This window comes from Citrobacter sp. Ce104 (assembly GCF_030334595.1).
Lineage (GTDB): Bacteria > Pseudomonadota > Gammaproteobacteria > Enterobacterales > Enterobacteriaceae > Citrobacter > Citrobacter europaeus.
In genome coordinates this window covers 264,721-289,315 of the sequence record NZ_JAOWDP010000058.1, presented here as the reverse complement: position 1 = coordinate 289,315, position 24,595 = coordinate 264,721, and the positions used below count along the sequence as shown (strand labels likewise).

Sequence of the window (24,595 nt, the reverse complement as noted above, 5' to 3'; positions counted from 1 at the left end):
GGCATTCTACTCGCACATTTCACGAAAATCCCCTGCAAATCGCATTGTTTCAATTGCGTAAAACTTTCATAACCTTCTCTGAATAACTAGAATAGCGGGCATTTACTTTTTCTACGAACCAGGACCCCATCCATGAGTAAGTCTGAAAATCTCTACAGCGCAGCACGCGAACTTATCCCTGGCGGCGTTAACTCCCCCGTTCGCGCCTTTACTGGCGTGGGTGGTACTCCGCTGTTTATCGAAAAAGCGGACGGCGCATATCTGTACGATGTTGATGGTAAAGCCTATGTCGATTACGTCGGTTCCTGGGGACCGATGGTACTGGGCCATAACCACCCGGCAATCCGTAATGCGGTGATTGAAGCTGCGGAGCGCGGTTTAAGCTTCGGCGCGCCGACCGAGATGGAAGTAAAAATGGCGGCGCTGGTCACTGAACTCGTGCCAACCATGGACATGGTACGTATGGTGAACTCCGGTACGGAAGCGACGATGAGCGCAATCCGTCTGGCGCGCGGTTTCACCGGACGCGATAAGATCATCAAATTTGAAGGCTGCTATCACGGTCATGCCGACTGCCTGCTGGTCAAAGCCGGTTCCGGCGCATTAACGCTGGGCCAGCCTAACTCCCCGGGCGTTCCGGCCGACTTTGCGAAACACACCCTCACCTGCACCTACAACGATCTCTCTTCAGTACGTGAGGCATTTGAACAGTATCCACAAGAGATCGCCTGCATCATCGTTGAGCCGGTCGCGGGCAACATGAACTGCATCCCGCCGCTGCCGGAATTCCTGCCGGGCCTGCGTGCGCTGTGCGATGAATTTGGCGCGCTATTGATCATCGATGAAGTCATGACCGGTTTCCGCGTAGCGCTGGCCGGTGCACAGGATTATTACGGCGTCGTTCCGGATCTGACCTGCCTGGGTAAAATCATCGGCGGCGGAATGCCCGTTGGCGCATTCGGCGGCCGCCGCGATGTGATGGACGCGCTGGCGCCGACCGGTCCGGTTTACCAGGCGGGTACGCTTTCCGGTAACCCAATTGCGATGGCAGCAGGCTTTGCCTGTCTGACCGAAGTGGCCCAACCGGGTATTCATGAAACGCTGAACGAACTGACGACGCGTCTGGCGGAAGGTCTGCTGGAAGCTGCCGAAGAAGCGAATATTCCGCTGGTAGTTAACCATGTGGGCGGAATGTTCGGGATTTTCTTCACCGATGCAGAAACCGTAACCTGCTATCAGGATGTGATGGCATGCGACGTTGAACGCTTCAAGCGTTTCTTCCACATGATGCTGGATGAAGGGATTTACCTGGCGCCTTCTGCTTTCGAAGCGGGCTTTATGTCCGTGGCGCACAGTGAAGGCGATATCAATAACACCATCGACGCCGCGCGTCGGGTGTTTGCGAAACTGTAAAAGAGAACGTACAGAAACAACGTAGGCCGGGTAAGGCGAAGCCGCCACCCGGCTTTTTTATTGCCGGATGGCGACGCAAAGCGTCTTATCCGACCTACATGAAAAGAATCAGCCTCAGCGACTCTGTTTTCTCAGCAGATAGATAAAGTACGGCGCGCCAATAAACGTCGACAATAACCCCGCCGGGATCTGATACGGAAACAGCACCATTCTGCCGCACCAGTCAGCAAAGACCAGAAGTACGCCTCCCGCCAGCGCCGAAATCAGCATATGCGGCATCGCCCGACGAAAACCCATCATTCGGGCAATATGCGGAGCCATCAACCCGACAAAGCTCAACGGTCCAATGGTCATGGTTGCTGTCGCCGTCAACCCTGCAGCCAGGAGCAGTAACCCTACGCGCGACGGCGTGATTGCCATCCCCACCGCCCGCGCCGTATCACCGCCAAGCGGTAAAATCGTCAGCCAACGACGGCACAGCGGCGTCATCGCCAGCAGGATAACCATCACAATCCCGGTGCGCAGTACCTGTTCACCCGTCGCGTTATAGGTTGAGCCGGAGATCCAGGTCAGTACGCCCGCCATACGCGGATCGCCGCTGGCCTGCAGCATCATCAGCAACATTGTAAACGCCGTGCTGAGCGCCATCCCTGCCAGCAGCATACGGTGCGGCGAAAAACCACCGCGCCCGGCGGCAATCATAATGATAAGCAAGGTGGCCGCAGCCCCGAGACTCCCGGCAGGCATCAGCCAGCCAAAGGCATTTCCTGGGACCAGAAACAGCATCAGCACTACGCCAAATGCTGCACCGGAGCTAATGCCCAGCACTTCCGGGCTGGCCATTGGGTTGCCCGTCAGACGTTGAATAATACAGCCCGCTACCGCCAACATTACCCCGGCAATCAGCGCCGCCATAATACGTGGCCAGCGCCAGGGCATCAGCTCATCCAGCATCGCGCCGCTGGCCCATGTCCAGCCGTGCGCATCGCGGCCAAACGACAGCGCCACCACCAGGGTCAACAGCAAGAGCGCCCCACCCGCCAGCGTAAACATCAGCACATTCTGACGCTCAGCGGCGATGCGGTTGCTGGCATTCATATCCGGCGCGCTCATACTCCTAAGGCGCGGTAACAGCCACAGCAGTAATGGCGCGCCAATCAGCGCCGTCACCGATCCGGTGGAGACTTCCATCCATACGCGGGTCAGCCACAGAATGATTTGGTCGGAGAGCCAGAGGATCAACGCACCAATCAGCGGGGCCAGCATCAGACGCGCCAGCAGACGACGCGCACCGAGCATTTTCGCCAGCAGCGGCGCAAACAGGCCAATAAAGCCGATAATCCCCACGGCGTTCACCAGCAAGGCGCTGAGAACAATCGCCAGCGATAAAGCCGCCAGACGCGCCAGCGACAGCGCCAGACCAAGGTTACGCGCCACGCCGTCATCCAGTCCCATCAGCGTCATAGGCCGCAATAGCAACAGAGTCAGCATCATGCCGCCCAGCAGTTGCGGCCACAGGCGCTGTACGCCGCTCCAGTCGGTTTGCGTTAGCGTACCGCTGCTCCATAAAAACATGCTTTGCAGCTGATCGTGATGGAAGATAACCATCAACTGGTTAATTGCCCCGCAGTACAGGCTGACCACCAGCCCGGCAAGGATTAACGTCACCGGGGAAAGACGCTTGCCCCAGGCTACGCCAAACACCAACGCCCCAACGACACATGCCCCCGCCAGCGCCGCAAATTGCGTGGTCAGCGCACCGGGAATAGCCCACAGCGTGGTAACCGTAATGCCCAACTGCGCACCGGTCGCCACGCCCAACGTGGTTGGCTCCGCCAGCGGGTTACGCAGCACCTGCTGAAACAATACGCCGACCAGCCCCAGCCCGGCACCGACCAGTAGCGATATCGCCAGCCTCGGCAGCAGGCTATAGTGGAAAACCATCTGTTTAATGGCGTCGATATCCGGTGACCAGATAGCCTGTTGCCACTGGCTGCGCGGTAGTGCAACGGAGAAGTTAACCCAGGTCAGCCAGAGAGCAACAATAACCAGTACCAGCAACAATAACGCCGGATGGCGGCTTCGCCTTATCCGGCCTACAACGCGCGCAAACCGTAGGCCGGATAAGGCGCTTTTAGCGTCGCCATCCGGCATTTCAAATTTCCTGCTCACGCTTTGCCTCCCAGCGCATTATCCAGAATACGGGCAAAATGCATTGCCGAGAGCGTTGCGCCATAGAACCAGACGGCCGGCACGCGCTGAAAACGTCCGCTACGGACAAACGGCATCGCTTGCCACAACGGCGTAGACATCAATGCAGCCATCTCTTTATCGTTGCCGTGGTCAAAGCACAATACATCAACATCCTGAAAGGTAGCCAGACGGTCAATACTCACGGCAGTGCTGCCCCAAAAGTTTGTCTCTCCCTGCCAGGCGTTGGGGATCCCATAATCGTCCAGCACGTCCTGGAACAAGCTATTTGGGCCAAACACCAGCATATGTCGCGAATCAAGCAGGGAAGTGAGAAGTACAGGGCGCGCGCCACGTTGAATGAAGCGCGGCTTCAGACTGGCGATAAAACGATCGTACTCGGCCAGATGGCGTTCAGCAGAGGCCTGCAGATTGAACAATTGCGCCATTTCCTGCAGCGATTGTCGCGCAACCGCCAGCGGTTTTTTGCCGTCGCTGAAGTTAAATCCCCGGCCAGGCGCAATCCGCGCCAGCTTTTCGGGAGAAGGACCATAGCCTGCCGACCAGAGCAAAAACGAGGGTTTCATTTCGGTCAGCAGTTCGAGATTGGGTTCCGTGCGTAGCCCGACATCAATCACCGAGTCCGGCAGCGGGGGCTCATTGACCCACAGCTTGTAGTTAGGGATATCGGCAATGCCATACGGCGTAATACCCAGCGCCAGCAATAGCTCTACCGGCAGCCATTCCAGCGCCACAATGCGCTGTGGATCAACCGCCGCGGCGTGCGCCGTCTTCATCTGCCACAGCAGCGGCGACAGCGCCATCGCCGTAAGCAAGCGCCGACGGGTAATATGATGTAATTCAATCATTAATAGACAAAACTCACGGGTGCGGCACCGGCCGGATGCGGCAAAATGCCCATCGGGATACCGTAAATCTGTTCCAGAGTTTCACTGCGCATCAGTTCAGCAGGCGTCCCTTGCGCAATCATTTCTCCGCCGCGCAGCGCAACTAAGTAATCACAGTAGCGGGCCGCCATGTTGATATCATGCAGCACCGCAATCACCGTCAGCCCGCGCTGCTGGCTTAAGCTATGCACCAGCGCCAGTACGTCAACCTGATGGGCGATATCCAGCGCGGAAGTCGGTTCATCAAGCAGCAGACAGCGGCTGTCCTGCGCAACCAGCATGGCAATCCACGCGCGCTGACGTTCTCCGCCGGACAGACTATCAACCAAACGGTGCGCCAGCGGTTTTAAGCCGACCAGCGAAATCGCTTCTTCTACTTTCTCTCTGTCGGCAACGCCAAAACGTCCCAGCGCCCCGTGCCACGGATAGCGGCCAATCGCCACCAGTTCGCGCACCGTCATCCCTTCGGCCTGCGGCAGCTGCTGCGGCAGATAGGCGACCTTGCGGGCAAACGCTTTACTGCTCCAGTTCTCCAGCGGCTGTTCGTCGAGCAGGATTTCACCTTCTGACGGCGGCTGATGACGTCCCAGCATTTTCAATAACGTCGATTTTCCGGAACCGTTGTGGCCGATAAGACCGGTCACTTTTCCCACAGGAAAAGTTAATGAGAGAGGATGCAAAAGCGTGCGGCCAGGCACACGAAAGGAGACATTACGCAACGCAAAAGTGGTGTCGGGATGGGATCTGTTTTCCTGCATAGCAGCCAACTTGTAAAACGGGCACGCAAAGCGTGCCCAAAAGAAATTAGAAACGGAAGGTTGCGGTTGCAACGACCTGACGTTCTGCGCCCCAGAAGCAGCCATAGGTATTGAAGCAACTGGCGACGTATTCACGGTCAAACAGGTTGTTCACATGCAGCGCCACGTTGGAGCCCGCCATGCCGACGCGCGCCAGATCGTAACGTACTAACGCATCCACCAGCGTATAGCTCCCCACTTTAAATGAGTTTGCCGGATCGCCATAGCTGGAGCCAGTATAACGAACACCCGTACCCAACGTCAGCCCGGAAAGCGCGCCGTCATAAAGGGTGTAGTCCCCCCACAGTGATGCCATATGTTTTGGCACCTGAGCAGGCGTGTTGCCTTTGTAGTTGGTGTCGGTAGTGTATTCCGCGTCGGTGTAGGTATAAGAACCCACTACGTTGACGCTGGCAGACAGCGCCGCTTTCGCTTCGATTTCCACACCGCGTGAACGAATTTCACCGCCTTCAACTGACCAGAACGATCCATTCGGGTCGGCCATCAGGTTGTTGGTTTTGGTCAACTGGTAAACGGCACCAGTGATCACGATCGGACGATCGCTCGGCACGTACTTCACGCCAGCTTCGTACTGCTTACCTTTAGATGGCGCAAAGATGTTGCCGCTTTCCCCGACCTGAGAAGCAGGTTCAAACGACTCGCTGTAGCTGAAATACGGGGTCACACCGTTGTCGAACAGGTAGTTAACACCGCCACGCCAGGTGAATTGCTTATCATCACGGGAATCCTGCACGCCAGAAACGCGGTTCAGGGAGTCCTGTTTAGCCCAGTCGTAACGACCGCCCAGAGTGACCAGCACCTTATCCCACTGCATCTGATCCTGAGCGTACAGGCCAGTCTGCTTCTGCTTATTCAGCACTTTATAAGGACCGGAAGGACCAGGGTGTGAGCCAAAATCGAAGTCGCTGCGATCAAGGTTATAGATATCTGACGGCGATACGGAACCGGCATAACCAAACCAGGAGTCGATATCGTTACGCATACGCATGAAATCAACGCCGGTCAGCAGCGTGTGATCAACATCGGCAGTTGCAAACTTGCTTTGCAGTTGGGTATCAACAGAGAAGTTCTGCAATTTCTCATTATCGATAACGTATTGGCGAGTCAGCGTGTGATCCCAATCGGCCTGAGGAACGCTGGCGCAAGGACTGTTGGCCGGATCCTTTGTATAGAGCGGATCGGAGCACATTCCGTAGCCATACACGCTATTCTGCGAAACCTTGTTTTGCGCATAACGCAGGTTCTGACGCACGGTAAAGGTATCGTTAAATTCGTGATCGAAGCTGTAGCCCACCATCTTCTCGTTACGAGAATAGGTATTGTTGTTCGCACCTTCGTTGAAATCGGTAGGCAGACGCGAACCGTTTGGCAGCTTAGATACGGTCCCCTCTTTCGGCAACCAGCCGTAATAGCCGGTTTCCGGCTCGTTCTGGAAGTAGGAGAGGAAGGTGAAGTTTGTCTTATCATCCGGACGCCATGAGAACGATGGCGCGATGGCGTAGCGTTGTTCTTCCGCACCCTGCTGCTGCGCATTCGCGGAACGCGCCAGGCCGGTCAGGCGGTATGAGTACACGCCATCGTCATCCAGCGCATCGCTGAAGTCGAAACCGGTCTGGAACAGGCTGTCGGTGCCCATTTTGAACTGAACTTCTTTCAGCGGCTCCGTCGTCGGACGCTTGCTGACCATGTTCAACAACCCGCCAGGGTTGCTCTTTCCGTAAAGAACGGAAACCGGACCGCGCATCACTTCAGCGCGTTCCAGCATATAGGGGTCGATTACCGCATCGTTATAGAAGTTACCCTGCATCTTCAGGCCATTCAGATAGTTATTCTGACTTTGGCCGTCGGCGGCAAATCCGCGAATAATCAGATAGTCATAGGTATTGGACGCACCACGCGTACCCACGGCAACGCCAGGGGTGTAGCTGAGCGCCTCTTTAACCGATTTCGGCTGATGCAACGCCATCTCTTCGGCGGTGACCACGGAAATAGACTGAGGAACTTTTTGAATCGGAGTATCGGTTTTGGTCGCCGTAGCAGACTGTCGTGCAGCGATGGTTGCCGCTGGTCCCCATGCGCTTTCCTGCGGGGCAGGTGCAGCAGTTACGGTGATGGTTTCTTCTTTCGGGTCAACCGCCGCCTGTGCATAGACAGACATGCCGCTAACCGCTGTGGCTACCACTACTGCGATTTTACGCAGCGATGAACTTGGCTGAGCAGTTTTAAGACGCGCCATTGGTATTTCTCTGATGAAAGTGAATGATAACGTAAACGAGAATTATTATTATAACGGCAGCATAATATTCGAAACTCTGGCGAGATAGCAAGCAATACGCGTCCCTACTAAAACTGAGGGGTTAAGAAATAACCAGATGAAAAGGAAGGGTTAATAAATTAGGCTAAAATGTTAGGGCTCAAAAAGAACCCCGTAGGGGTATCGCGTCTGCATAGATCCACATTAGCGGTAATACACTTCAAAGGTAGCCACCGCATCGACCTGGCCCCCCTTCACCGTTCCGGTTTTAGCGTATCGCGCTTTCAGCGGGATCACCTCTGTTCCCTGCCCGGTCGCGCTTTCGATCCCCGTATATTCCTGATCAAAATTCAGCACATGATTGTCTTTGTCGAGGATCTGGATCCCGACGCCGCTGGCGGCCCCTTCTCCGCGGGCAATGTTCAGAATAGTGCCGTCGGTAACACCGGTTGAACCGGCGCTGGTAAACTTATAATCAATGTGCGTTCCGGCAGTACAATTGGCGACTTCAATTTTAAAGCTGTCATCGGTGAGCACGGATGAATATCCCTGAGATAACCCACCGGCTGTCACCGTATCCAGCAACACATTGATATTTTTGCTTTTCAGATTGCAGGTATTAGCAATCACATCAACCGTGGCAGGCGCAAAGCGTAATTTCGCTACGGTTAAACTTCCCATTTGATAATCGGCGTTAAATTTACTGGTATCCAGCGTGCCAGACTGGACCGTCCCGATAACCACTAACTGAACGCCGACATGATAAGTTGAATCATACGAGACCCAGTTGCCCGTCATCCCCAGATAATGCCAGGGAGTAATAATGTTATCGTCGGTAAAGGTGGCGGTTTTATTTTCCGCGCGGGCGGCGCGAACCCCGATGCCCGGCACCGTGGTTTTATAAACGCCGCTTAACACTCCCGAGTAATCGGCATCGGTTAATACCGTGTAACCTTCGCGAACCTGTACATCTGTATTACAGGTCAATCCGTGTGATTCTCCGACCGTTTCTCCGGAATAGACAATGGTTCCTACGGCGGCATCGGAGTCAATCACAATCTGCGCGGGCATGGTAAACGTAATCGTTGGATTCGCATTCGGATTGGTAAACGAGCAGTCCGCTCTGGCCTGCTGAAAACAGACGCTCACCAAGGCTAAAACCAACATCATGAAGAGCCTGGAAAATCCCTTTTTCCCTTTACTCATTGGTTAACTTTCCTGTTTGCTAAACAACATCCCTGGGCGCGTTCCCCAGTGGATTACCGGTAATAAACGGCAAACGTCGCCACCGCATCAACCTGACCCGCCTTCACGTTACCCGTTTTGATATAGCGCGCCTTAAGTGGAATGGTCACCGACTGATCCTGTGTCGTTTGCGCGACCGCCGTATAGTTGCGATCAAACTGCAGCACGTTGTCGTTACTGTCCATAATTTGAATGCCGACCCCGTCAGCAGCGTGATCGCCCGTAGCAATATTCAGGATATTGCCATCCGTGACGCCGGTCGAACCCGCGGTAGTGAACTGATAGTCAACCTGGATGCCCGCGCTGCAATTATTAAGCTGAATTTTAAAGCTGTCATCGGACACCGTTCTGGACACGCCATTAGCCAGTTCGCTGGCAACAATCGTAGAGAGCGGCGCCAGAACATTCTTTTCAACCAGGTTACAGCTGTTTGACTGAACGATTACGGTAGTCGGTGAAACTCTGATCCTCGCCACAGTAACGCCGTCGTAGATCCAGTCAGCACTTAACTGTGAAGTATCAATGTCCCCTGAGCTCACTTCTCCGGTCACGACAAACTGTGCCTCCGCGTGTGAGTCCATTGCATAAATACTCTTCGGTTCGGTTCGGGATGACCCAGTATGCATCGGTGTTACCAACGAGCCTGGCGTTATCGCCTGGAAGTCTTTAACCCACGCCATGCGTACGCCAATCCCGGGAACGTTGGTCTGATAAACCCGGGACAATGGATTATCGGTACGCTCATCGCTGGCGGTTAAAAAGGTGTAGCCCGTCTTGATCTCTCCATCGCTGGTACATGAAACAGAAATCGCATCCCCTAATGACTCTTGCGAGTAGAGCACGGTTCCCGGTTCGGCATCGGCATTCACCACTAATGCTGGCAGCGTGATTACCGCAGTCGAAGGTTCCTTACCATTTAAAATTGAACAACTGGCGCTTGCCGTCTGATAGCACATCAACAATCCACCGCATACCACCACCTGACACCCGCGTTTTATCATCCTTTGCATATTGCCTCCTTTTATCAATGGCAGTTAAGCGTTGCGGTAAAAATACCCGGTTCCGGTTGTGCCGGAACCGTCACCTCCGCCGAGCAGCGCTGCTGCGCCGTATCGCCCCATTGCGCGGTCACACGCTGCGTCCCTTTTAACCCGGTGACATACACTTCACCGGCATCGCCTACGATTGACGTCGCGCCGTCCATACTCAGCACGGCCCCAAAAGGCACTACGCCCTGGCCATATTGCAACGTCAGCAAGGCGCGTTTACCTGCCCGCGCGGTAAAGTCAGCCGCCACCACCGCACCTTTAGTCGGAATCACGTCCAAAGACGCATCCTGAATATCTAAATCATCGCGCCCCTGGGTATTCACGGTGATGGTATTGCGCCGATAGTTGGTTAAGGTCGGCACAATGGCATTGCCCCAACGGTCGGTATACACCCCTTGTGAATTCTGGATTTTGACGTTATCGCCATCGGCGATATGCACCACTGCAAAAGCGTCCTGGATTGATTGTCCCAGCGTGATTCCCTGCGAGTGCGCGACCACGGATCCCTGCGCGCTATAGCCCCACTGCTTGCTGTCTTGCTGATAGCTGTAATTCGCGCTGAATTCCCCCACCGAGGCCCGATAGCGCGAGGAGAGATAGGCGCCGTAGCCCACGTTGTTATCGGTGTAGGTCTGCTGAAGATTGTAATTTAAGTTGTTATTTTCCAGCAGCGTGCCGCTGACGCCCGCCTGGTGTGAAGTGTTACCTTTTTTCGAACTGGTCACGTTGTAGGTGCCCCAGGAGTTCGCCAGCCAGCGCGAGAGCGGTACGTTAATCGAAATCGAAACCTGCTGGTCGTTATCGGTTGAAGGCGTTTTCGTCAGGCTGTAGTTCAGCGACCAGTTAACACCCTGCCAGCTACTGCTGTAACCCAGGCTGACGCTGCGCTCATGGCCTTCCATTCCCCAGTAGTCCTGCTGATAGGCGTTGGCATATACCGACCCCCAGCTATGTAACGACTGTGAAAGGTTTAGCTGTAAGCGGCTCCGGCGGTTAAAAGCATTGCGATAGCTGTAAATGCTGTCGTCGTCATAGGTGTTATTGCGCTGATCGAGCGCCTCCTGAAAGGTATAAAACCCGGAGGTGGAATAACGATAGCTGGCCAGCGTGACCGTGGTATTGGTCAGCGGAAAATCTTTTGCGTACTGCGCGCGCCACGACTGGCCGTTCGCATCTGCGCGACCGTCGTCAAACGCGGTTCTGGCGGCCGTCAAATCCATCGACACTGAACCAAAATCGCGTAAATCGGCCCCGATGCCGACCAGCCCGGCATGATACATCGACGCGCCCTGCAGACCGCCGTAGGCGGTAATCCCGTAAGGTAAGCCGTAAATGGCCGTCGCCTGGGCGAATTCCGGCTCCTCGCCGTTATCCACATCGCGATATTTCCCTGCCGCCAGGCTGTACTTCAGCGCGCCTTCGCGCTGCATAATCGGCACCGAGGAGCTGGCCTGAATAAAGCTGCGCTCCGTACCGTCGGCCTCCGTGACGGTGACTTCCAGATCCGCCCCTGCCGTGACCTGGGTTAAATCACGGATTTCAAACGGGCCGGGCGAGACGTTGGTCTGGTAGATGGTGTAACCGTTTTGTTTGATGGTCACTTTGGCATCGCTGTTGGCAATGCCGCGCACCACCGGGGCGAACCCCTGTAATCCGCTGGGCAGCATGCTGGTATCAGTCTCCAGCTTCACCCCGGTCATTTGTACGCTGTCGAACAGTTCGCCGTTGGTGTAGGTTTGCCCAAGCTGAAGCTGGCTGCGCAGGCGTTTGATATCACGCTCCAGCGTTGTGCTTATAGATTGCCAGCCGCTGTCATTCCCCCAATTACTGGAATTGCGCACCCGCCATGGGCCGATGTTCATACCCGAATTGAGACTGGCCCAGTTAGAAACATTGTTGTCCCCATTCGACTGCTGATGCGAGCCCGAAACATAGTAGCTGGTCCACAGCGCCGGAATGCCATCGTCCCAGGAGGCAGGATTGCTTTCACCCGAAATTTGTTTGTCGCGGTAGATTTGCGGAATACGTAATTGCAGTACCTGAGTTTCCGGGCTGAAGTCATAGCGCGCATCAGCAATATAATCACTGATATCGCCCAGCAGCGTATCTTCATTAATATTATTTAATGCCGGGACGGTATCGACCTTGACGCCTAATTCACGCAGTTCCGCTTTGGTGAATTGCGGAATCAGTTTGCTGTTATCTTTTGAAAGGAGGTAATTTAAATTTCGTTTATCGATGCGATCCTGATCCCAGACAATGGACGTTAAATATCGCCCGGGAGATAATCCGTTATGGCGTAAATAGGCTTCAAGCGCGCCGGTATTCTCCAGCGGCGTCCCCGTTTCCAGCGCGTTGAGATTGAAATAATCGTCAGCGCAAACGGAACCACTCGCCGTTAATATCGCGAATGTCAGCGTATTGAGTGCAAAAAGCCGGACAGTACGATGAGAAGACATAAACGCCACCCGTAAGAAATCGATAGCTCATTTACAGCGACTGTTTCCGCTGTCCGGTTTCTGATCCGTAATCATTAATTGCGGTCCAGACAACGTTACCTTTTACTGCCGCTGGCAACGGAAAACGCTGCTCAGCAAACGGCGCGACCATCATGGTTAATGCCGAGGGAGAGTTTTGCTCTGATGCTGCTTTAATCTCTGTTCCCGCAACTTTTAGCTGTCCGAAGGTGACATAGAATGGCGTAGGGTTTTTCACCACTAACTGGTTTTGGCTGCGGCTAAACTGCAATGACTGCCAGGCCGCTTTCGCCTCACTTTCTTTCAGCGAAGCCGGGCGATAGAACAGCTTTAATTTGGTCTTAATCGCAAATTGCAGCGTGTTGTTATCGCGTAATTCTTCCGGGATCGCAGAAACAGATTTTATATTCGCCATAAACAGCGATTCACGGTCCTGCGGCAAGGCCGTTTTATTACCGGTATAAACTACGTGCAGCAGCGTCTGGCGATTTTCATCCAGTTTATAAATCGGTGGGGTAATAATAAATGGCGCTTTACTGTCATCAATATTACTGACCCAACTATGCACCAGATAACGTTTATCATTATCTTTATTTTTTAATGTTACCTGTACCTCAGACTGGTTGGCAGGATAAATAATTCGCGTTCCGCCAACCACTACGCCAGCATGAGCAATATTAATGCCAGTAGCTAACACCAGGGCTAATGTGGTAATGAGTCGTTTCATTTTTCCATTCCATTGAAATACTGGCCCAGCCTGGGCCAGGTTGTATGACAATTAACGATAAATCAGGGTATACGTCGCTTGCGCGGTATAATCACCGATGGTCGGTACCGTGCTGCCAACCTGAATAACTTCAGCTTTATAATTGAACACTACGCTTTCGCCATTGGCTTTATTCAACGACGCATCAGGATCTGAGCCATCAAATTTTACGTAATTACTGCTGCCTTCCGGCAACATACGCACGCCGAGGTTCGTCGCGGTTCCCGTCGGTTGCAATACTTCCTCGTTATATCCGGCGATACGCGTACCATCAAATTTGATATTGAGGTTGGCAATCGCGGCATCACATTCCGTCAGCGTGATTGCAAAAGATTGTGAATCCCCCACTTTCTTATCTGCGCCAAATGCGGTTTGTGAAAGATTATTAAACGTCACCGTACCGTTTGTCGCTGTACCGTTAACATCCACTACGCAGCTATCAGGAATAATCTTTCCGTTAAAGGTTACGGTTCCCGTATCAACGGCTAACGCAGGCATTGCGGCACCCGCCAGCACACTGCTTACAAACAACGAGGTGAGAATTTTTTTGCACATAACGTATTCCTTACATATGCTCACAAAAAGTAACAAAGAAAAAAGCAATTTTAACGAAAGGAACTTAAGACTGGCTGGGGATACGGATGCAACAACATCACTTGATATATAATATATCTTTATCAACTCATTCAATCTAAAACATTCCTTTGTGTGATCTATTCTACGGCTCACAATCAATAAAAGCGAACGGATATATTCACCGCAGGTGATGTTAAATGTTGATAATTCATTTAAATTCATAAACATAAGAATAGATACAACATTTTCTTAAATTTGAATTAAGCAAAATTTAATAAATTCAATAAAACAATATTAAATACCACATCATGATCTCAAAAAATAAGAATAGCGAAAAAACCAGCACAAAAATGCGAGTAAAATTAGTCAATACCGAATATATACAAAAAAGTAATATATTGAGTCTATGATTAACAGCCCTGGAGCGGGCTACAAATACCGCAGCAGATCAATATTACTCAAAGCAGCAATTCACAAAGAAATGTGATCCACAGCAAATTAGCCGCATGCGCGAAGACAAGCGCAGACATTCAGCACGCAGAGAGAAAATGAAAAGAGAGGGAAAGGTGCCAGCAACGCGAGGGGGAAGTCCCCCACACCGGCCTGTGCCGATGCGGGGGAAGAACAGTTAAAACCAAAATCAGTTACTGCCGAACATGTCCTTAATCCAGCCAGCGACACCGTCGCTATCTTTCTTCTCCTGCTGCGGCGGTTGTTGCTGTTGCTGCTGTTGTGGCTGCTGCGACGGCGTTGACTGATCGAACGGATTACCCGACTGCTGCTGCATTTCACCCTGCTGACACAGCGAATCCGGATCGGTGGTCCACACCGGGAGCGTACGCATCCCGCCGCTACATACGAAGTTGCCGTCGTAGTCCACGCCCATATCTACCACATCTTCCGGCGGCGTCAGCACCAGCGGTGTCGGCGTCTGGTTCGCCAGATAACGCTGATAAATCGACATCGCGCCGCTGGCACCGTACAGCTTGGTTGGCTGGTTGTTATCACGGCCAACCCAGGTAATGGTCACCTGGCTGCCATCAATCCCGGCAAACCAGGTATCCACGTTGTTGTTGGTGGTCCCGGTTTTCCCTGCCAGATGCAGCCCTGGATACTTCGCGCCAAGCTGGCGACCCGTTCCACGCTGAACTACCTGCTGCATGGTCCACAGCGTCATATACGCCGCCTGCGCCGGAACGGCGCGCTCGGCCTGCGGGAAGCTCTGGTACAACACCGTACCATCTTCAGCGATCACCGAACGCAGCGCTGACAGCGGCGCGCGGTTCCCGCCACTGGCGATAGTCTGGAACGCCTGTGCTACTTCGATTGGCGTCAGGTTCAACGCTCCAAGCAGCATGGCCGGAACCGGGTTAAGCTGATCTTTCGGCGCGCCCAGCTTCAGCCAGGTGTCGGTCACAGCAGGCAGGCCCAGCGCCATCCCCAGATTTACCGTTGGCACGTTCATCGAGCGCGTTAGCGCATCCACCAGCATCACTTTTCCGCTTTCGCTATAGCGACGGTCATCGTTCTGCGGCGACCACACCTGGCCGTTCGGCTGACGCAGCGCAATCGGCGCATCGGCAATCCAGGTATTGAGACGGTACAGCTTCGGCTGACTGAGCGCGGTCAGATAGGTCGCAGGCTTGGCCAGAGAGCCAATCGAACGACGCGCCTGCATCGCACGGTTATAGCCCGCAAACTGCGGTTCTGCTCCGCCGACCATGGCGCGAACTTCACCGCTAAAGCGGTCAACCACCACAATCGCCGTTTCCAGATCGCTCAGCTTACGCTGTTTCTTCAGCACCGGAATACCTTCCACCGCCGCTTTTTCTGCGGCGTCCTGCGCCACGGAATCAAAGGTGGTGAAGATTTTCACGCCGGAGAGATCTTTAACTTTATCGCCCAGCTTCGCCTGTAGCTCCTGACGCACCATCTGCATAAACGCAGGCTGCGGGGAGATCACCCCACCACGCGGCTGTACGCCTAATGGACGCGCGCTGAGCATGTCATACAGATCCTGGTCGATAATCTGCTGCTGTTGCAGCAAACGCAGAACCAGGTTACGACGCTCCAGCGCCAGCTTCGGGTTACGCCATGGGTTGTAGATCGACGCCCCTTTAACCATCCCTACCAGCAGCGCCTGCTGGTCGAGGCTCAGTTCTTCCACCGGACGACCGAAATAATAGAGGCTCGCCAGCGGGAAGCCGCGGATCTCATTATCACCGCTTTGACCGAGATAGACTTCGTTCATGTACAGCTCAAGAATGCGATCTTTGCTGTAACGCGCGTCCATAATCAGCGCCATATAGGCTTCGTTGGCTTTACGCCAGTAAGAGCGTTCGCTGGAGAGGAACAGGTTTTTCACCAACTGCTGAGTCAGCGTACTGGCACCCTGTACCGTACGACCCGCCGTCAGGTTCGCCAGCACCGCACGACCAATGGAATAGAGGCTGATACCGTCATGTTCATAGAAGTGACGGTCTTCGGTCGCCAGCAGCGTATCCACCAGCAGATCCGGGAAGCCGCTACGCGGAACAAACAGGCGCTGCTCGCCGTTAGGCGAAGAGAGCATGGTGATCAGACGCGGATCGAGGCGGAAGAAACCGAACTGGCGGTTGTTATCCATATTCTCGATGGTGTCCAGATGATCGCCGTCAAAGGTCAGACGCGCGCGCACCTGCCCTTCTTTGCTGTCCGGGAAGTCAAACGGACGACGGATCATCTCGATGCTCTTCGCCTGCACGGTAAATTCGCCCGGACGCGTCATCTTCGTCACCTGACGATACTGCGTAGCCTCCAGCAGCTTCACCATCTCGTTCTTACCGATAGGCATTTCTGGCTCAAGGTTAACCATACGGCCATATACCGCCGCAGGAAGCTGCCAGACTTTGCCATCAATACGGCTACGGATTTTTTGGTCCAGATACACGCCGTAAATGGCGATCAGCACCAAAAAGACAATCGACAGTTTTACCAGCAGCCAGAACCAGCCGCGCTTACCACGAGGCTTACGCCCTTTGCCCTTACCCTTACGCGGCATCGGTTCTTCATCCTCATAGTCATCATCATCATAATCGTCGTCATACTCTTCATCTCTGAGTTGACGACGGCTCACCTTTTGTTTCACCGGACGCGATGGTTTCCCTTTACGTCCAATTGGCTCGCGGTCATTCCCCGCCATGCTTTTTCTCCGCAACATTCAGGCGCAAGGGCCCGATTCTCTGTTCTTCCGTCCTGCGACAGAAGAAGAAATCTCTCAATTATTACCGCTCTTTCGCCGGATGCGGCATAAACGCCTTATCCGGCCTACCGTTTCATTACGAATACTTTTTGGTGCGCCGCGTTGGCGCGGTATTCGCCGGATCGTCCGGCCAGACATGTTTGGGATAGCGCCCTTTCATCTCTTTTTGCACCTCGCGGTACGATCCCTGCCAGAACGCGCTCAAATCACTGGTCACCTGTAGCGGTCGCTGGGCAGGAGACAGCAGTTCCAGCACCAACGGTATGCGTCCCTGGGCGATGGTTGGGGTCTTCGCTTCACCAAACATTTCCTGCATCCGCACCGCCAGTACCGGAGGATTATCCTCATGATAGCGAATGGCGATCCGGCTTCCCGTCGGCACAGTGTAATGCGCCGGCAGTTCACTATCCAGACGTTGCAGCATTGACCAATCCAGCAAACCGCGCAACGCCTGAGCCACATTTAGCGCTTTTAACGCGCGTAACGAGTGCACACCGCTCATGTGCGGCAGCAGCCAGCTCTCCAGCGACGCCAGCAGAGAGTCCTCATCTACCGCGGGCCAGTCATACTCTGGCAACCAGTTTGCCGCGCATTGCAGACGCAGGCGAAACTGCTCGGCTTCCGGCGTCCAGTTGAGCACACTGAGTCCTTTATCGCGAATGCCGTTCAACATCGCCTGGTGCAACTCCTCTTCCGAGGGTTTGGCCAGCGGCTGTACTTTTACCGTTAGCTGACCAATGCGTAACCGACGCAATGCCTTTAACGTTCCCTGAGTCTCATCCCATTCGATGGTGTCGGACTGTTGCAGCAGTTCAGGACATGCCTGCATCAACGCCTCGATATCCAGCGGCAAGGCCAGCAGAATACGCGCATCCGGCGAAGCGCTGCCCTGCAGTAACAACGGTGCTATCAGCCATTCATGGCGTCCTGAGGCGTCATCAGCATCCAGCATTGCCCCCATACCGTTGGCCAGTTGATAGCGCCCTTCCTGCCCGCGTCTACGCGCGATCCGATCGGCAAACGCCTGCGCCAGCAATGAGGGGAGCAGCGCGCTGTCGGGCTGTCCGTTGCGAACGTTAAGCCGTTTCAGCAATTGTTGACTGCGCTGCTGCCAGGCAGGCTGATTTCGTGAAAACGCCACAGCCAGATCGGTACTGCCGCCGCGCGGCGGCTCTTCCAGAATCGCAGCCAGTTTCGCCGCCGTTGCCGCTTCATCGTCATTGTTGGCGCTAACCAGCATAGCCGCTAAACGGGGGTCGTTACCCAACGCCGCCATTTTCTGCCCCGTGGCGCTGAGCCTGTCGCCTGCAAGCGCGCCCAGCATCTCCAGCAGCCGTTTTGCCGCCAGCAGGTTGATAGTGGGCGGCGCATCCAGCCAGTTCAGTTGCTCAGGGTCAATGCATCCCCATTGCAGCAACTCCATCAACAGCCCGGACAGGTCGCTCTGTAATATCTCCGCGTCTCCCTGCGCCGCCGCTCTTTCCGCCTGCTCTTTAGCAAGCAGATGCAAACAGATACCGGGCTCCAGACGCCCTGCACGACCCGCTCGCTGGGTCATTGAAGCCTGACTGATGCGCTGGGTAATCAGCCGCGTCAAACCGGTACGTGCGTCATAGCGCGCCACGCGCTCCTGGGCGCAGTCCACCACCAGCCGGATACCTTCAATCGTTAAGCTGGTTTCGGCAATATTGGTCGCCAGCACCACTTTGCGCTTACCTTGCGGCGCGGGCAAAATCGCCTGACGCTGTTCGGCAAGCGTCAATGCGCCATACAGCGGGCACAGCACCACATCGCTGCCTACACGCGTTGCCAGCTGCTCCTGCACGCGCAGGATTTCGCCAACGCCCGGTAAAAACAGCAGCAGCGACCCGCTTTCATGGCGCAGTAGCTCTGCTGTTGCTATCGCCACCGCTTCATCAAAACGCAGATGCGCCGCTAACGGTTGAAACCGCCGCTCAACGGGAAATGCGCGGCCTTCAGAGACGATCGTCGGCGCATCGGGCAACATCTGCTGCAAACGCCCATTGTCCAGAGTGGCGGACATAATCAACAGTTTTAAATCGTCACGCAGCCCTTGCTGTACGTCCAGCAACAAAGCCAGCGCCAGGTCGGCCTGCAGGCTCCGCTCGTGAAATTCGTCGAGGATCACTAACCCAACACCCGCCAGTTCGGGATCGCGCTGGATCATGCGCGTCAGCACACCTTCCGTTACCACCTCCAGTCGGGTCTGCGGCCCTATGCAGCTTTGCGCGCGCATGCGATACCCCACGGTCTCGCCAGGCTTTTCATTCAGCAATTCCGCTAACCGCTGCGCTACGTTGCGCGCCGCCAGACGGCGCGGCTCCAGCAGAATAATCCGTCCCTTGATCCCGCGATGCTCAAGAAGCCGCAACGGCAGCCAGGTCGATTTCCCGGCCCCGGTCGGCGCCGTCAGCAGAACCTGCGACGAGGCATCAAGGGCGGTAAGCAGTTCAGGCACTACGGCGGCAACGGGCAACGACGTCACAAATGGCTCCAGAGGGTTAACATTCTTCGCGCTGCATTGTAGCATCGCGTTAATTCATAACCGAGTATCCATCATGTCTGAGCCAAAAAGGCTGTTCTTTGCGATTGAATTGCCAGGCGAGGTTCGGGAGCAGTTAATCCACTGGCGGGCCGCGCAGTTCCCCCCAGAAGCGGGTCGTCCCGTGGCCGCCGATAATCTGCATTTGACGCTGGCCTTTTTAGGCGATGTCAGCGCGGAGAAGCAGCAGGCGCTGTCGCAGCTCGCGGGGCGTATTCGCCAGCCGGGTTTTACGCTCAAGTTCGATGATGCCGGGCAATGGCTGCGATCCAGGGTCGTGTGGCTGGGAATGCGTCAGCCGCCGCGCGGGCTGCTGCAACTGGCGAATATGCTGCGGGCGCAGGCCGCACGCAGTGGGTGCTACCAAAGCCCGCAGCCGTTTCACCCGCATATCACGCTGCTGCGCGATGCCGGCCACGCGGTTCCCATCCCCCCACCGGGCTTTGGCTGGTCGTTTCCGGTCACGGAATTTGCGCTTTACTCCTCCTCATTTGCACGAGGACGCACGCGTTATACACAGCTGCAACGCTGGACGCTGACTGAATAATTAAAGGGACTGCTGATGCAATTTTCTCCACCTTTACAACCGGCTACGCTCATACAGCGCTACAAGCGCTTTTTAGCGGATGTGATCACACCGGATGGCACTGAGTTAACGCTACACTGCCCAAATACCGGCGCGATGACCGGATGCGCAACCCCGGGTGACACCGTCTGGTATTCGACATCAGAAAATACTAAACGGAAATATCCACATACCTGGGAATTAACGCAAACCCAATCCGGGGCATTTATTTGTGTTAACACACTGTGGGCCAATAGATTAACGAAAGAGTCGATTCAGCAGGCGTTAATTTCGGAAGTTTCAGGCTACAGCGTCTTGAAAAGCGAAGTAAAATACGGCGCCGAAGGGAGCCGCATCGACTTTTTGTTGCAGGCGGATTCCCGACCAGACTGCTATATTGAAGTGAAATCAGTCACGTTGGCGGAAAAAGATCAGGGTTATTTTCCCGATGCCATCACTGAACGAGGTCAGAAACATCTTCGGGAATTGATGAGCGTAGCGGCCGAAGGCAAGCGGGCGGTGATATTTTTCGCGGTGCTGCATTCAGCCATTACACGGTTTTCACCCGCGCGCCATATCGATGCAAAATATGCGCAATTATTAGTTGAAGCACAGCTTAAGGGGGTAGAAATTCTGGTTTATAAAGCGGAACTTTCTGCCCATGGTATGACTCTTAAAGAGCCGTTGCCCATTACCTTGTAATGGTGTAAACATTTGGTTAATTAGTATTCTGGGCGCGTGGGCAAATACGCTTTTCCTCACAGGGTTGTCAAGTGTTACGTTTAGATAATTGCTATCCGGAAAAGCATCTGCTATTTATAGCGACCTGATTTTTCCCCCGAACATGGGGATCGATAGTGCGTGTTAAGGAGAAGCAACATGCAAGAAGGGCAAAACCGTAAAACATCGTCCCTGAGTATTCTCGCCATCGCTGGGGTGGAGCCGTACCAGGAGAAACCGGGCGAAGAGTATATGAACGAAGCCCAGCTGTCGCACTTCAGGCGTATTCTTGAGGCATGGCGTAATCAACTTAGGGATGAAGTTGATCGCACCGTATCTCATATGCAAGACGAAGCGGCTAACTTCCCTGATCCGGTGGACCGCGCCGCACAGGAAGAAGAATTCAGCCTTGAGCTGCGTAACCGTGACCGTGAGCGCAAACTGATCAAAAAGATCGAGAAGACGCTGAAGAAAGTGGAAGACGAAGATTTCGGCTACTGCGAATCATGCGGCGTAGAAATTGGTATTCGCCGTCTGGAAGCGCGTCCGACAGCCGATCTGTGCATCGACTGTAAAACGCTGGCAGAAATCCGCGAAAAACAAATGGCAGGTTAATTCCGGTCATTTTTACCACGTTTACTACAGGCGGGAGCATCTCCCGCCTTATTATTTGTTAGTCCGCAAAATGAGCGATTCACACTATATTGGCCGCTTCGCCCCTTCCCCCTCCGGCGAACTGCATTTCGGTTCACTGATTGCCGCCCTCGGCAGTTACCTGCAGGCTCGTGCCCGGCGCGGAATCTGGCGAGTACGCATTGAAGATATTGACCCCCCTCGTGAAGTTCCCGGTGCTGCAGATACGATTCTGCGTCAGCTGGAACATTACGGACTGCACTGGGATGGCGACATTTTGTGGCAATCCCAGCGCCATGACGCCTACAGAGAAGCGCTCGCCTGGCTGCATCAGCAGGATCTGAGCTATTACTGCACCTGTACGCGCGCGCGTATTCAAAGCGTCGGCGGCATTTACGATGGTCACTGCCGTGAGCTGCGCCACGGGCCTGAACAGGCCGCAGTTCGCATTAAGCAACGCCATCCGGTAATGCAGTTTACGGACCAGTTGCGCGGCGTGATTCAGGCCGACCCACAGCTTGCAGGCGAAGATTTTATTATCCACCGGCGCGACGGACTGTTTGCCTATAACCTCGCGGTGGTGGTAGATGACCACTTCCAGGGCGTAACCGAGATTGTGCGCGGCGCCGATCTTATCGAGCCAACCGTACGGCAGATTTCATTGTATCAACAGTTTGGCTGGCAGGCGCCGGACTATATTCATCTGCCGCTGGCGCTTAACGAGCAAGGCGCTAAACTTTCCAAGCAAAATCATGCACCTGCATTGCCGAAAGGCGATCCGCGTCCGGTGATTGTCGCCGCGCTGCGCTTTCTCGGCCAGCGCGCCGATCTTCCGTGGCAGGAGATGCGCGTGGAGCAGATTCTGGCATTTGCAGTGGAAAACTGGAGCCTGACAGCAGTGCCAGAATCGGCGATATTAAATCCGCCATTCTCAAATGCGCCATGCTGAGCTATGATTAGCCGCTATTTTTACACAGCAACACTTGTTCTGATTGAAGTTTGACACTACCGAGGTGCACTATTTTTACCCGAGTCGCTAATTTTTGCCGCAAGGTGCTAAGCCGCGAGGAGCGCGAGGCCGAGCTTGCCGTCGCCCGTCCACATATGACGGTAATCCCGCGTGAGCAGCACTCTATCTCCCGCAAAGATATCAGTGAAAATGCCCTGAAGGTAATGTACAGGCTCAATAAGGCCGGATACGAGGCATGGCTGGTTGGCGGAGGCGTACGCGATCTTTTGCTGGGCAAAAAGCCGAAAGATTTTGATGTCACCACTAACGCTACGCCAGATCAGGTGCGAAAACTGTTTCGTAACTGTCGCCTGGTCGGTCGCCGTTTCCGTCTGGCCCATGTCATGTTTGGCCCGGAAATCATCGAAGTGGCGACTTTCCGCGGTCATCATGAAGGCAGCGAGTCAGATCGCACAACTTCCCAGCGCGGACAAAACGGCATGCTGCTGCGCGACAACATCTTCGGCTCCATTGAAGAAGATGCCCAGCGTCGCGACTTCACGATTAACAGCCTGTATTACAGCGTGGCCGATTTCACCGTGCGCGATTACGTCGGCGGCATGCAGGATCTCGAAGAGGGCATCATTCGCCTGATCGGTAATCCGGAAACGCGCTATCGCGAAGACCCTGTGCGTATGCTGCGCGCCGTGCGCTTTGCCGCCAAGCTCGACATGCGTATCAGCCCGGAAACCGCAGAGCCGATCCCGCGTCTGGCAACGTTGCTTAACGATATTCCCCCCGCACGCCTGTTCGAAGAAGCGCTTAAGCTGTTACAAGCGGGCTATGGGTATGAAACCTATAAAAAACTGCGTGAGTACAGCCTGTTCCAGCCGCTGTTCCCAACCATTACGCGCTATTTCACCGAAGACGGTGACAGCCCGATGGAACGCATCATCGCCCAGGTACTGAAGAATACCGATAACCGCATTCACAATGATATGCGCGTTAACCCGGCGTTCTTGTTCGCCGCCATGTTCTGGTATCCGTTACTGGAAGCCGCACAGAAAATTGCGCAGGAAAGCGGTCTGGCCTACTACGACGCATTCGCGCTGGCAATGAACGACGTGCTGGACGAAGCCTGCCGCTCTCTGGCTATACCAAAACGTCTGACCTCGCTGACCCGCGATATCTGGCAGCTGCAGCTACGCATGTCTCGTCGTCAGGGTAAACGCGCCTGGAAGCTGATGGAGCATCCGAAGTTCCGCGCCGCTTACGATCTGCTGGCCCTGCGCGCCGAAGTAGAAAACAATGCCGAACTGCAACGACTGGCGAAATGGTGGGGTGAATTCCAGGTTTCAGCGCCGCCGGAACAAAAAGGCATGCTGAACGAACTGGATGAAGAGCCAGACGTACGCCGTCGTCATCGTCGCCCGCGTAAACGCGCGCCGCGTCGCGAAGGTTCCGCATGACCCATCACGTATACCCAATGGATTTCGGGTTGCATCAAGGCGGCGACGCAGATGCAGCCTGAAACACGACGGGTATATATCGCCCTCGGCAGTAACCTCGCTTCCCCACTGGAGCAGGTTAATGCTGCCGTCAAAGCGATTGGCGACATTCCCGACAGCCGCATCGTGGCAATCTCCTCGTTTTACCGCACACCGCCGTTAGGTCCGCAGGATCAACCAGACTACCTGAACGCCGCCGTGGCGCTGGAAACCGCCCTCGCCCCCGAAGCATTGCTGGACCATACTCAGCGTATTGAACTGCAACAGGGCCGCGTGCGCAAAGCTGAACGCTGGGGGCCACGCACGCTGGACCTCGACATTATGCTGTTTGGCGACGAAGTGATTAACACCGACCGTCTGACTGTGCCGCACTACGACATGAAAAACCGTGGTTTTATGCTGTGGCCGTTATACGAAATTGCGCCAGAGCTTATCTTCCCGGATGATCAACAATCACTTGCGTTGCTCGTCCAGCAAACCTCCCCCTGCCCTGCACGCTGGTAGTAGCGTTATATAACAAAGTTAATTACGGGAAAAACACTTTCCATATTAATTAAACTACATTTCGTTTTCAGCAAAACTAATTTATACACGTTCTTCCACTACAACCCATGTAAAATAATTATTATTAAAGAATAATTATTGATTAGTTTCTGCGCCCCCTTACAAAAAACCATATTCTGTAAAAATATGACAAAAAGAACCAAATGAGAATTTCCC

18 protein-coding genes are annotated in these 24,595 nt (G+C 54.4%); 7 read left to right on the top strand and 11 right to left on the bottom strand.

What is annotated here, in order from left to right; all coding sequences use genetic code 11:
• The first annotated feature begins 132 nt into the window (after nucleotides 1–132).
• Entirely contained in the window at nucleotides 133–1,413 is a 1,281-nt protein-coding gene (gene hemL / locus OGW16_RS07885; protein WP_286518244.1) for a glutamate-1-semialdehyde 2,1-aminomutase, read from the top strand.
• A gap of 114 nt (nucleotides 1,414–1,527) precedes the next feature.
• Here hemL and fhuB read toward each other — a convergent pair whose 3' ends face one another.
• From fhuB to hrpB, 11 genes are all read right to left on the bottom strand, one after another.
• Nucleotides 1,528–3,567, bottom strand: a complete 2,040-nt coding sequence (gene fhuB / locus OGW16_RS07880; protein ID WP_286518252.1) for a Fe(3+)-hydroxamate ABC transporter permease FhuB — start codon at nucleotides 3,565–3,567, stop codon at nucleotides 1,528–1,530.
• Nucleotides 3,568–3,581: 14 nt separating this feature from the next.
• A complete protein-coding gene (gene fhuD, locus OGW16_RS07875; protein ID WP_286518242.1) occupies nucleotides 3,582–4,472 on the bottom strand; it encodes a Fe(3+)-hydroxamate ABC transporter substrate-binding protein FhuD in 891 nt (296 codons plus the stop codon).
• On the bottom strand, nucleotides 4,472–5,269 hold the full coding sequence (fhuC, locus tag OGW16_RS07870) for a Fe3+-hydroxamate ABC transporter ATP-binding protein FhuC (protein WP_213733347.1): 798 nt from the start codon (nucleotides 5,267–5,269) through the stop codon (nucleotides 4,472–4,474). The genes fhuD and fhuC overlap by 1 nt, the downstream gene beginning before the upstream one ends.
• A gap of 46 nt (nucleotides 5,270–5,315) precedes the next feature.
• Nucleotides 5,316–7,565: a ferrichrome porin FhuA gene (fhuA, locus tag OGW16_RS07865; protein WP_047406107.1), complete on the bottom strand. Its 2,250-nt coding sequence runs from the start codon at nucleotides 7,563–7,565 to the stop codon at nucleotides 5,316–5,318.
• Nucleotides 7,566–7,787: 222 nt separating this feature from the next.
• Nucleotides 7,788–8,753: a fimbrial protein gene (locus tag OGW16_RS07860; protein WP_286518240.1), complete on the bottom strand. Its 966-nt coding sequence runs from the start codon at nucleotides 8,751–8,753 to the stop codon at nucleotides 7,788–7,790.
• An 89-nt stretch (nucleotides 8,754–8,842) separates the two neighbouring features.
• Nucleotides 8,843–9,838 (bottom strand): fimbrial protein, encoded by a 996-nt coding sequence (locus OGW16_RS07855; RefSeq protein WP_286518238.1) that lies wholly within the window; start codon nucleotides 9,836–9,838, stop codon nucleotides 8,843–8,845.
• A gap of 14 nt (nucleotides 9,839–9,852) precedes the next feature.
• Nucleotides 9,853–12,336: a fimbria/pilus outer membrane usher protein gene (locus OGW16_RS07850; protein WP_286518236.1), complete on the bottom strand. Its 2,484-nt coding sequence runs from the start codon at nucleotides 12,334–12,336 to the stop codon at nucleotides 9,853–9,855.
• Nucleotides 12,337–12,367: 31 nt separating this feature from the next.
• Nucleotides 12,368–13,081 (bottom strand): fimbrial biogenesis chaperone, encoded by a 714-nt coding sequence (locus OGW16_RS07845; RefSeq protein WP_286518235.1) that lies wholly within the window; start codon nucleotides 13,079–13,081, stop codon nucleotides 12,368–12,370.
• A gap of 51 nt (nucleotides 13,082–13,132) precedes the next feature.
• On the bottom strand, nucleotides 13,133–13,675 hold the full coding sequence (locus OGW16_RS07840) for a fimbrial protein (protein WP_286518233.1): 543 nt from the start codon (nucleotides 13,673–13,675) through the stop codon (nucleotides 13,133–13,135).
• A 661-nt stretch (nucleotides 13,676–14,336) separates the two neighbouring features.
• The gene (gene mrcB, locus OGW16_RS07835; protein ID WP_047406122.1) at nucleotides 14,337–16,877 is read right to left on the bottom strand and encodes a bifunctional glycosyl transferase/transpeptidase; all 2,541 of its coding nucleotides are present in this window, start codon (nucleotides 16,875–16,877) and stop codon (nucleotides 14,337–14,339) included.
• A gap of 136 nt (nucleotides 16,878–17,013) precedes the next feature.
• Entirely contained in the window at nucleotides 17,014–19,443 is a 2,430-nt protein-coding gene (hrpB, locus tag OGW16_RS07830) for an ATP-dependent helicase HrpB (RefSeq protein WP_100193964.1), read from the bottom strand.
• A gap of 73 nt (nucleotides 19,444–19,516) precedes the next feature.
• Here hrpB and thpR point away from each other — a divergent pair, with 73 nt between their 5' ends.
• The 6 genes from thpR (at nucleotide 19,517) to folK (ending at nucleotide 24,379) form a co-directional block, all read left to right on the top strand.
• Complete coding sequence (gene thpR, locus OGW16_RS07825; protein ID WP_043018465.1) at nucleotides 19,517–20,047, top strand: RNA 2',3'-cyclic phosphodiesterase; 531 nt, start codon at nucleotides 19,517–19,519, stop codon at nucleotides 20,045–20,047.
• A gap of 15 nt (nucleotides 20,048–20,062) precedes the next feature.
• Nucleotides 20,063–20,767, top strand: coding sequence for a DNA/RNA nuclease SfsA (gene sfsA / locus OGW16_RS07820; RefSeq protein WP_043018464.1), 705 nt, complete (start codon nucleotides 20,063–20,065; stop codon nucleotides 20,765–20,767).
• 177 nt (nucleotides 20,768–20,944) lie between these two features.
• Nucleotides 20,945–21,400, top strand: a complete 456-nt coding sequence (gene dksA, locus OGW16_RS07815; protein WP_003018625.1) for an RNA polymerase-binding protein DksA — start codon at nucleotides 20,945–20,947, stop codon at nucleotides 21,398–21,400.
• Between the two features lie 70 nt (nucleotides 21,401–21,470).
• On the top strand, nucleotides 21,471–22,367 hold the full coding sequence (gluQRS, locus tag OGW16_RS07810) for a tRNA glutamyl-Q(34) synthetase GluQRS (RefSeq protein WP_193146019.1): 897 nt from the start codon (nucleotides 21,471–21,473) through the stop codon (nucleotides 22,365–22,367).
• 71 nt (nucleotides 22,368–22,438) lie between these two features.
• A complete protein-coding gene (pcnB, locus tag OGW16_RS07805) occupies nucleotides 22,439–23,836 on the top strand; it encodes a polynucleotide adenylyltransferase PcnB (RefSeq protein WP_204363990.1) in 1,398 nt (465 codons plus the stop codon).
• 51 nt (nucleotides 23,837–23,887) lie between these two features.
• Nucleotides 23,888–24,379: a 2-amino-4-hydroxy-6-hydroxymethyldihydropteridine diphosphokinase gene (folK, locus tag OGW16_RS07800; RefSeq protein ID WP_286518230.1), complete on the top strand. Its 492-nt coding sequence runs from the start codon at nucleotides 23,888–23,890 to the stop codon at nucleotides 24,377–24,379.
• The last annotated feature ends 216 nt before the right edge of the window (nucleotides 24,380–24,595 follow it).

Bases quoted from the DNA above. Each gene is read 5' to 3' on its own strand.
- hemL (WP_286518244.1), top strand. From the start codon at position 133: ATGAGTAAGTCTGAAAATCTCTACAGCGCAGCACGCGAACTTATCCCT.
- fhuB (WP_286518252.1), bottom strand. From the start codon at position 3,567: ATGCCGGATGGCGACGCTAAAAGCGCCTTATCCGGCCTACGGTTTGCG.
- fhuD (WP_286518242.1), bottom strand. From the start codon at position 4,472: ATGATTGAATTACATCATATTACCCGTCGGCGCTTGCTTACGGCGATG.
- fhuC (WP_213733347.1), bottom strand. From the start codon at position 5,269: ATGCAGGAAAACAGATCCCATCCCGACACCACTTTTGCGTTGCGTAAT.
- fhuA (WP_047406107.1), bottom strand. From the start codon at position 7,565: ATGGCGCGTCTTAAAACTGCTCAGCCAAGTTCATCGCTGCGTAAAATC.
- OGW16_RS07860 (WP_286518240.1), bottom strand. From the start codon at position 8,753: ATGATGTTGGTTTTAGCCTTGGTGAGCGTCTGTTTTCAGCAGGCCAGA.
- OGW16_RS07855 (WP_286518238.1), bottom strand. From the start codon at position 9,838: ATGCAAAGGATGATAAAACGCGGGTGTCAGGTGGTGGTATGCGGTGGA.
- OGW16_RS07850 (WP_286518236.1), bottom strand. From the start codon at position 12,336: ATGTCTTCTCATCGTACTGTCCGGCTTTTTGCACTCAATACGCTGACA.
- OGW16_RS07845 (WP_286518235.1), bottom strand. From the start codon at position 13,081: ATGAAACGACTCATTACCACATTAGCCCTGGTGTTAGCTACTGGCATT.
- OGW16_RS07840 (WP_286518233.1), bottom strand. From the start codon at position 13,675: ATGTGCAAAAAAATTCTCACCTCGTTGTTTGTAAGCAGTGTGCTGGCG.
- mrcB (WP_047406122.1), bottom strand. From the start codon at position 16,877: ATGGCGGGGAATGACCGCGAGCCAATTGGACGTAAAGGGAAACCATCG.
- thpR (WP_043018465.1), top strand. From the start codon at position 19,517: ATGTCTGAGCCAAAAAGGCTGTTCTTTGCGATTGAATTGCCAGGCGAG.
- sfsA (WP_043018464.1), top strand. From the start codon at position 20,063: ATGCAATTTTCTCCACCTTTACAACCGGCTACGCTCATACAGCGCTAC.
- dksA (WP_003018625.1), top strand. From the start codon at position 20,945: ATGCAAGAAGGGCAAAACCGTAAAACATCGTCCCTGAGTATTCTCGCC.
- gluQRS (WP_193146019.1), top strand. From the start codon at position 21,471: ATGAGCGATTCACACTATATTGGCCGCTTCGCCCCTTCCCCCTCCGGC.
- folK (WP_286518230.1), top strand. From the start codon at position 23,888: ATGCAGCCTGAAACACGACGGGTATATATCGCCCTCGGCAGTAACCTC.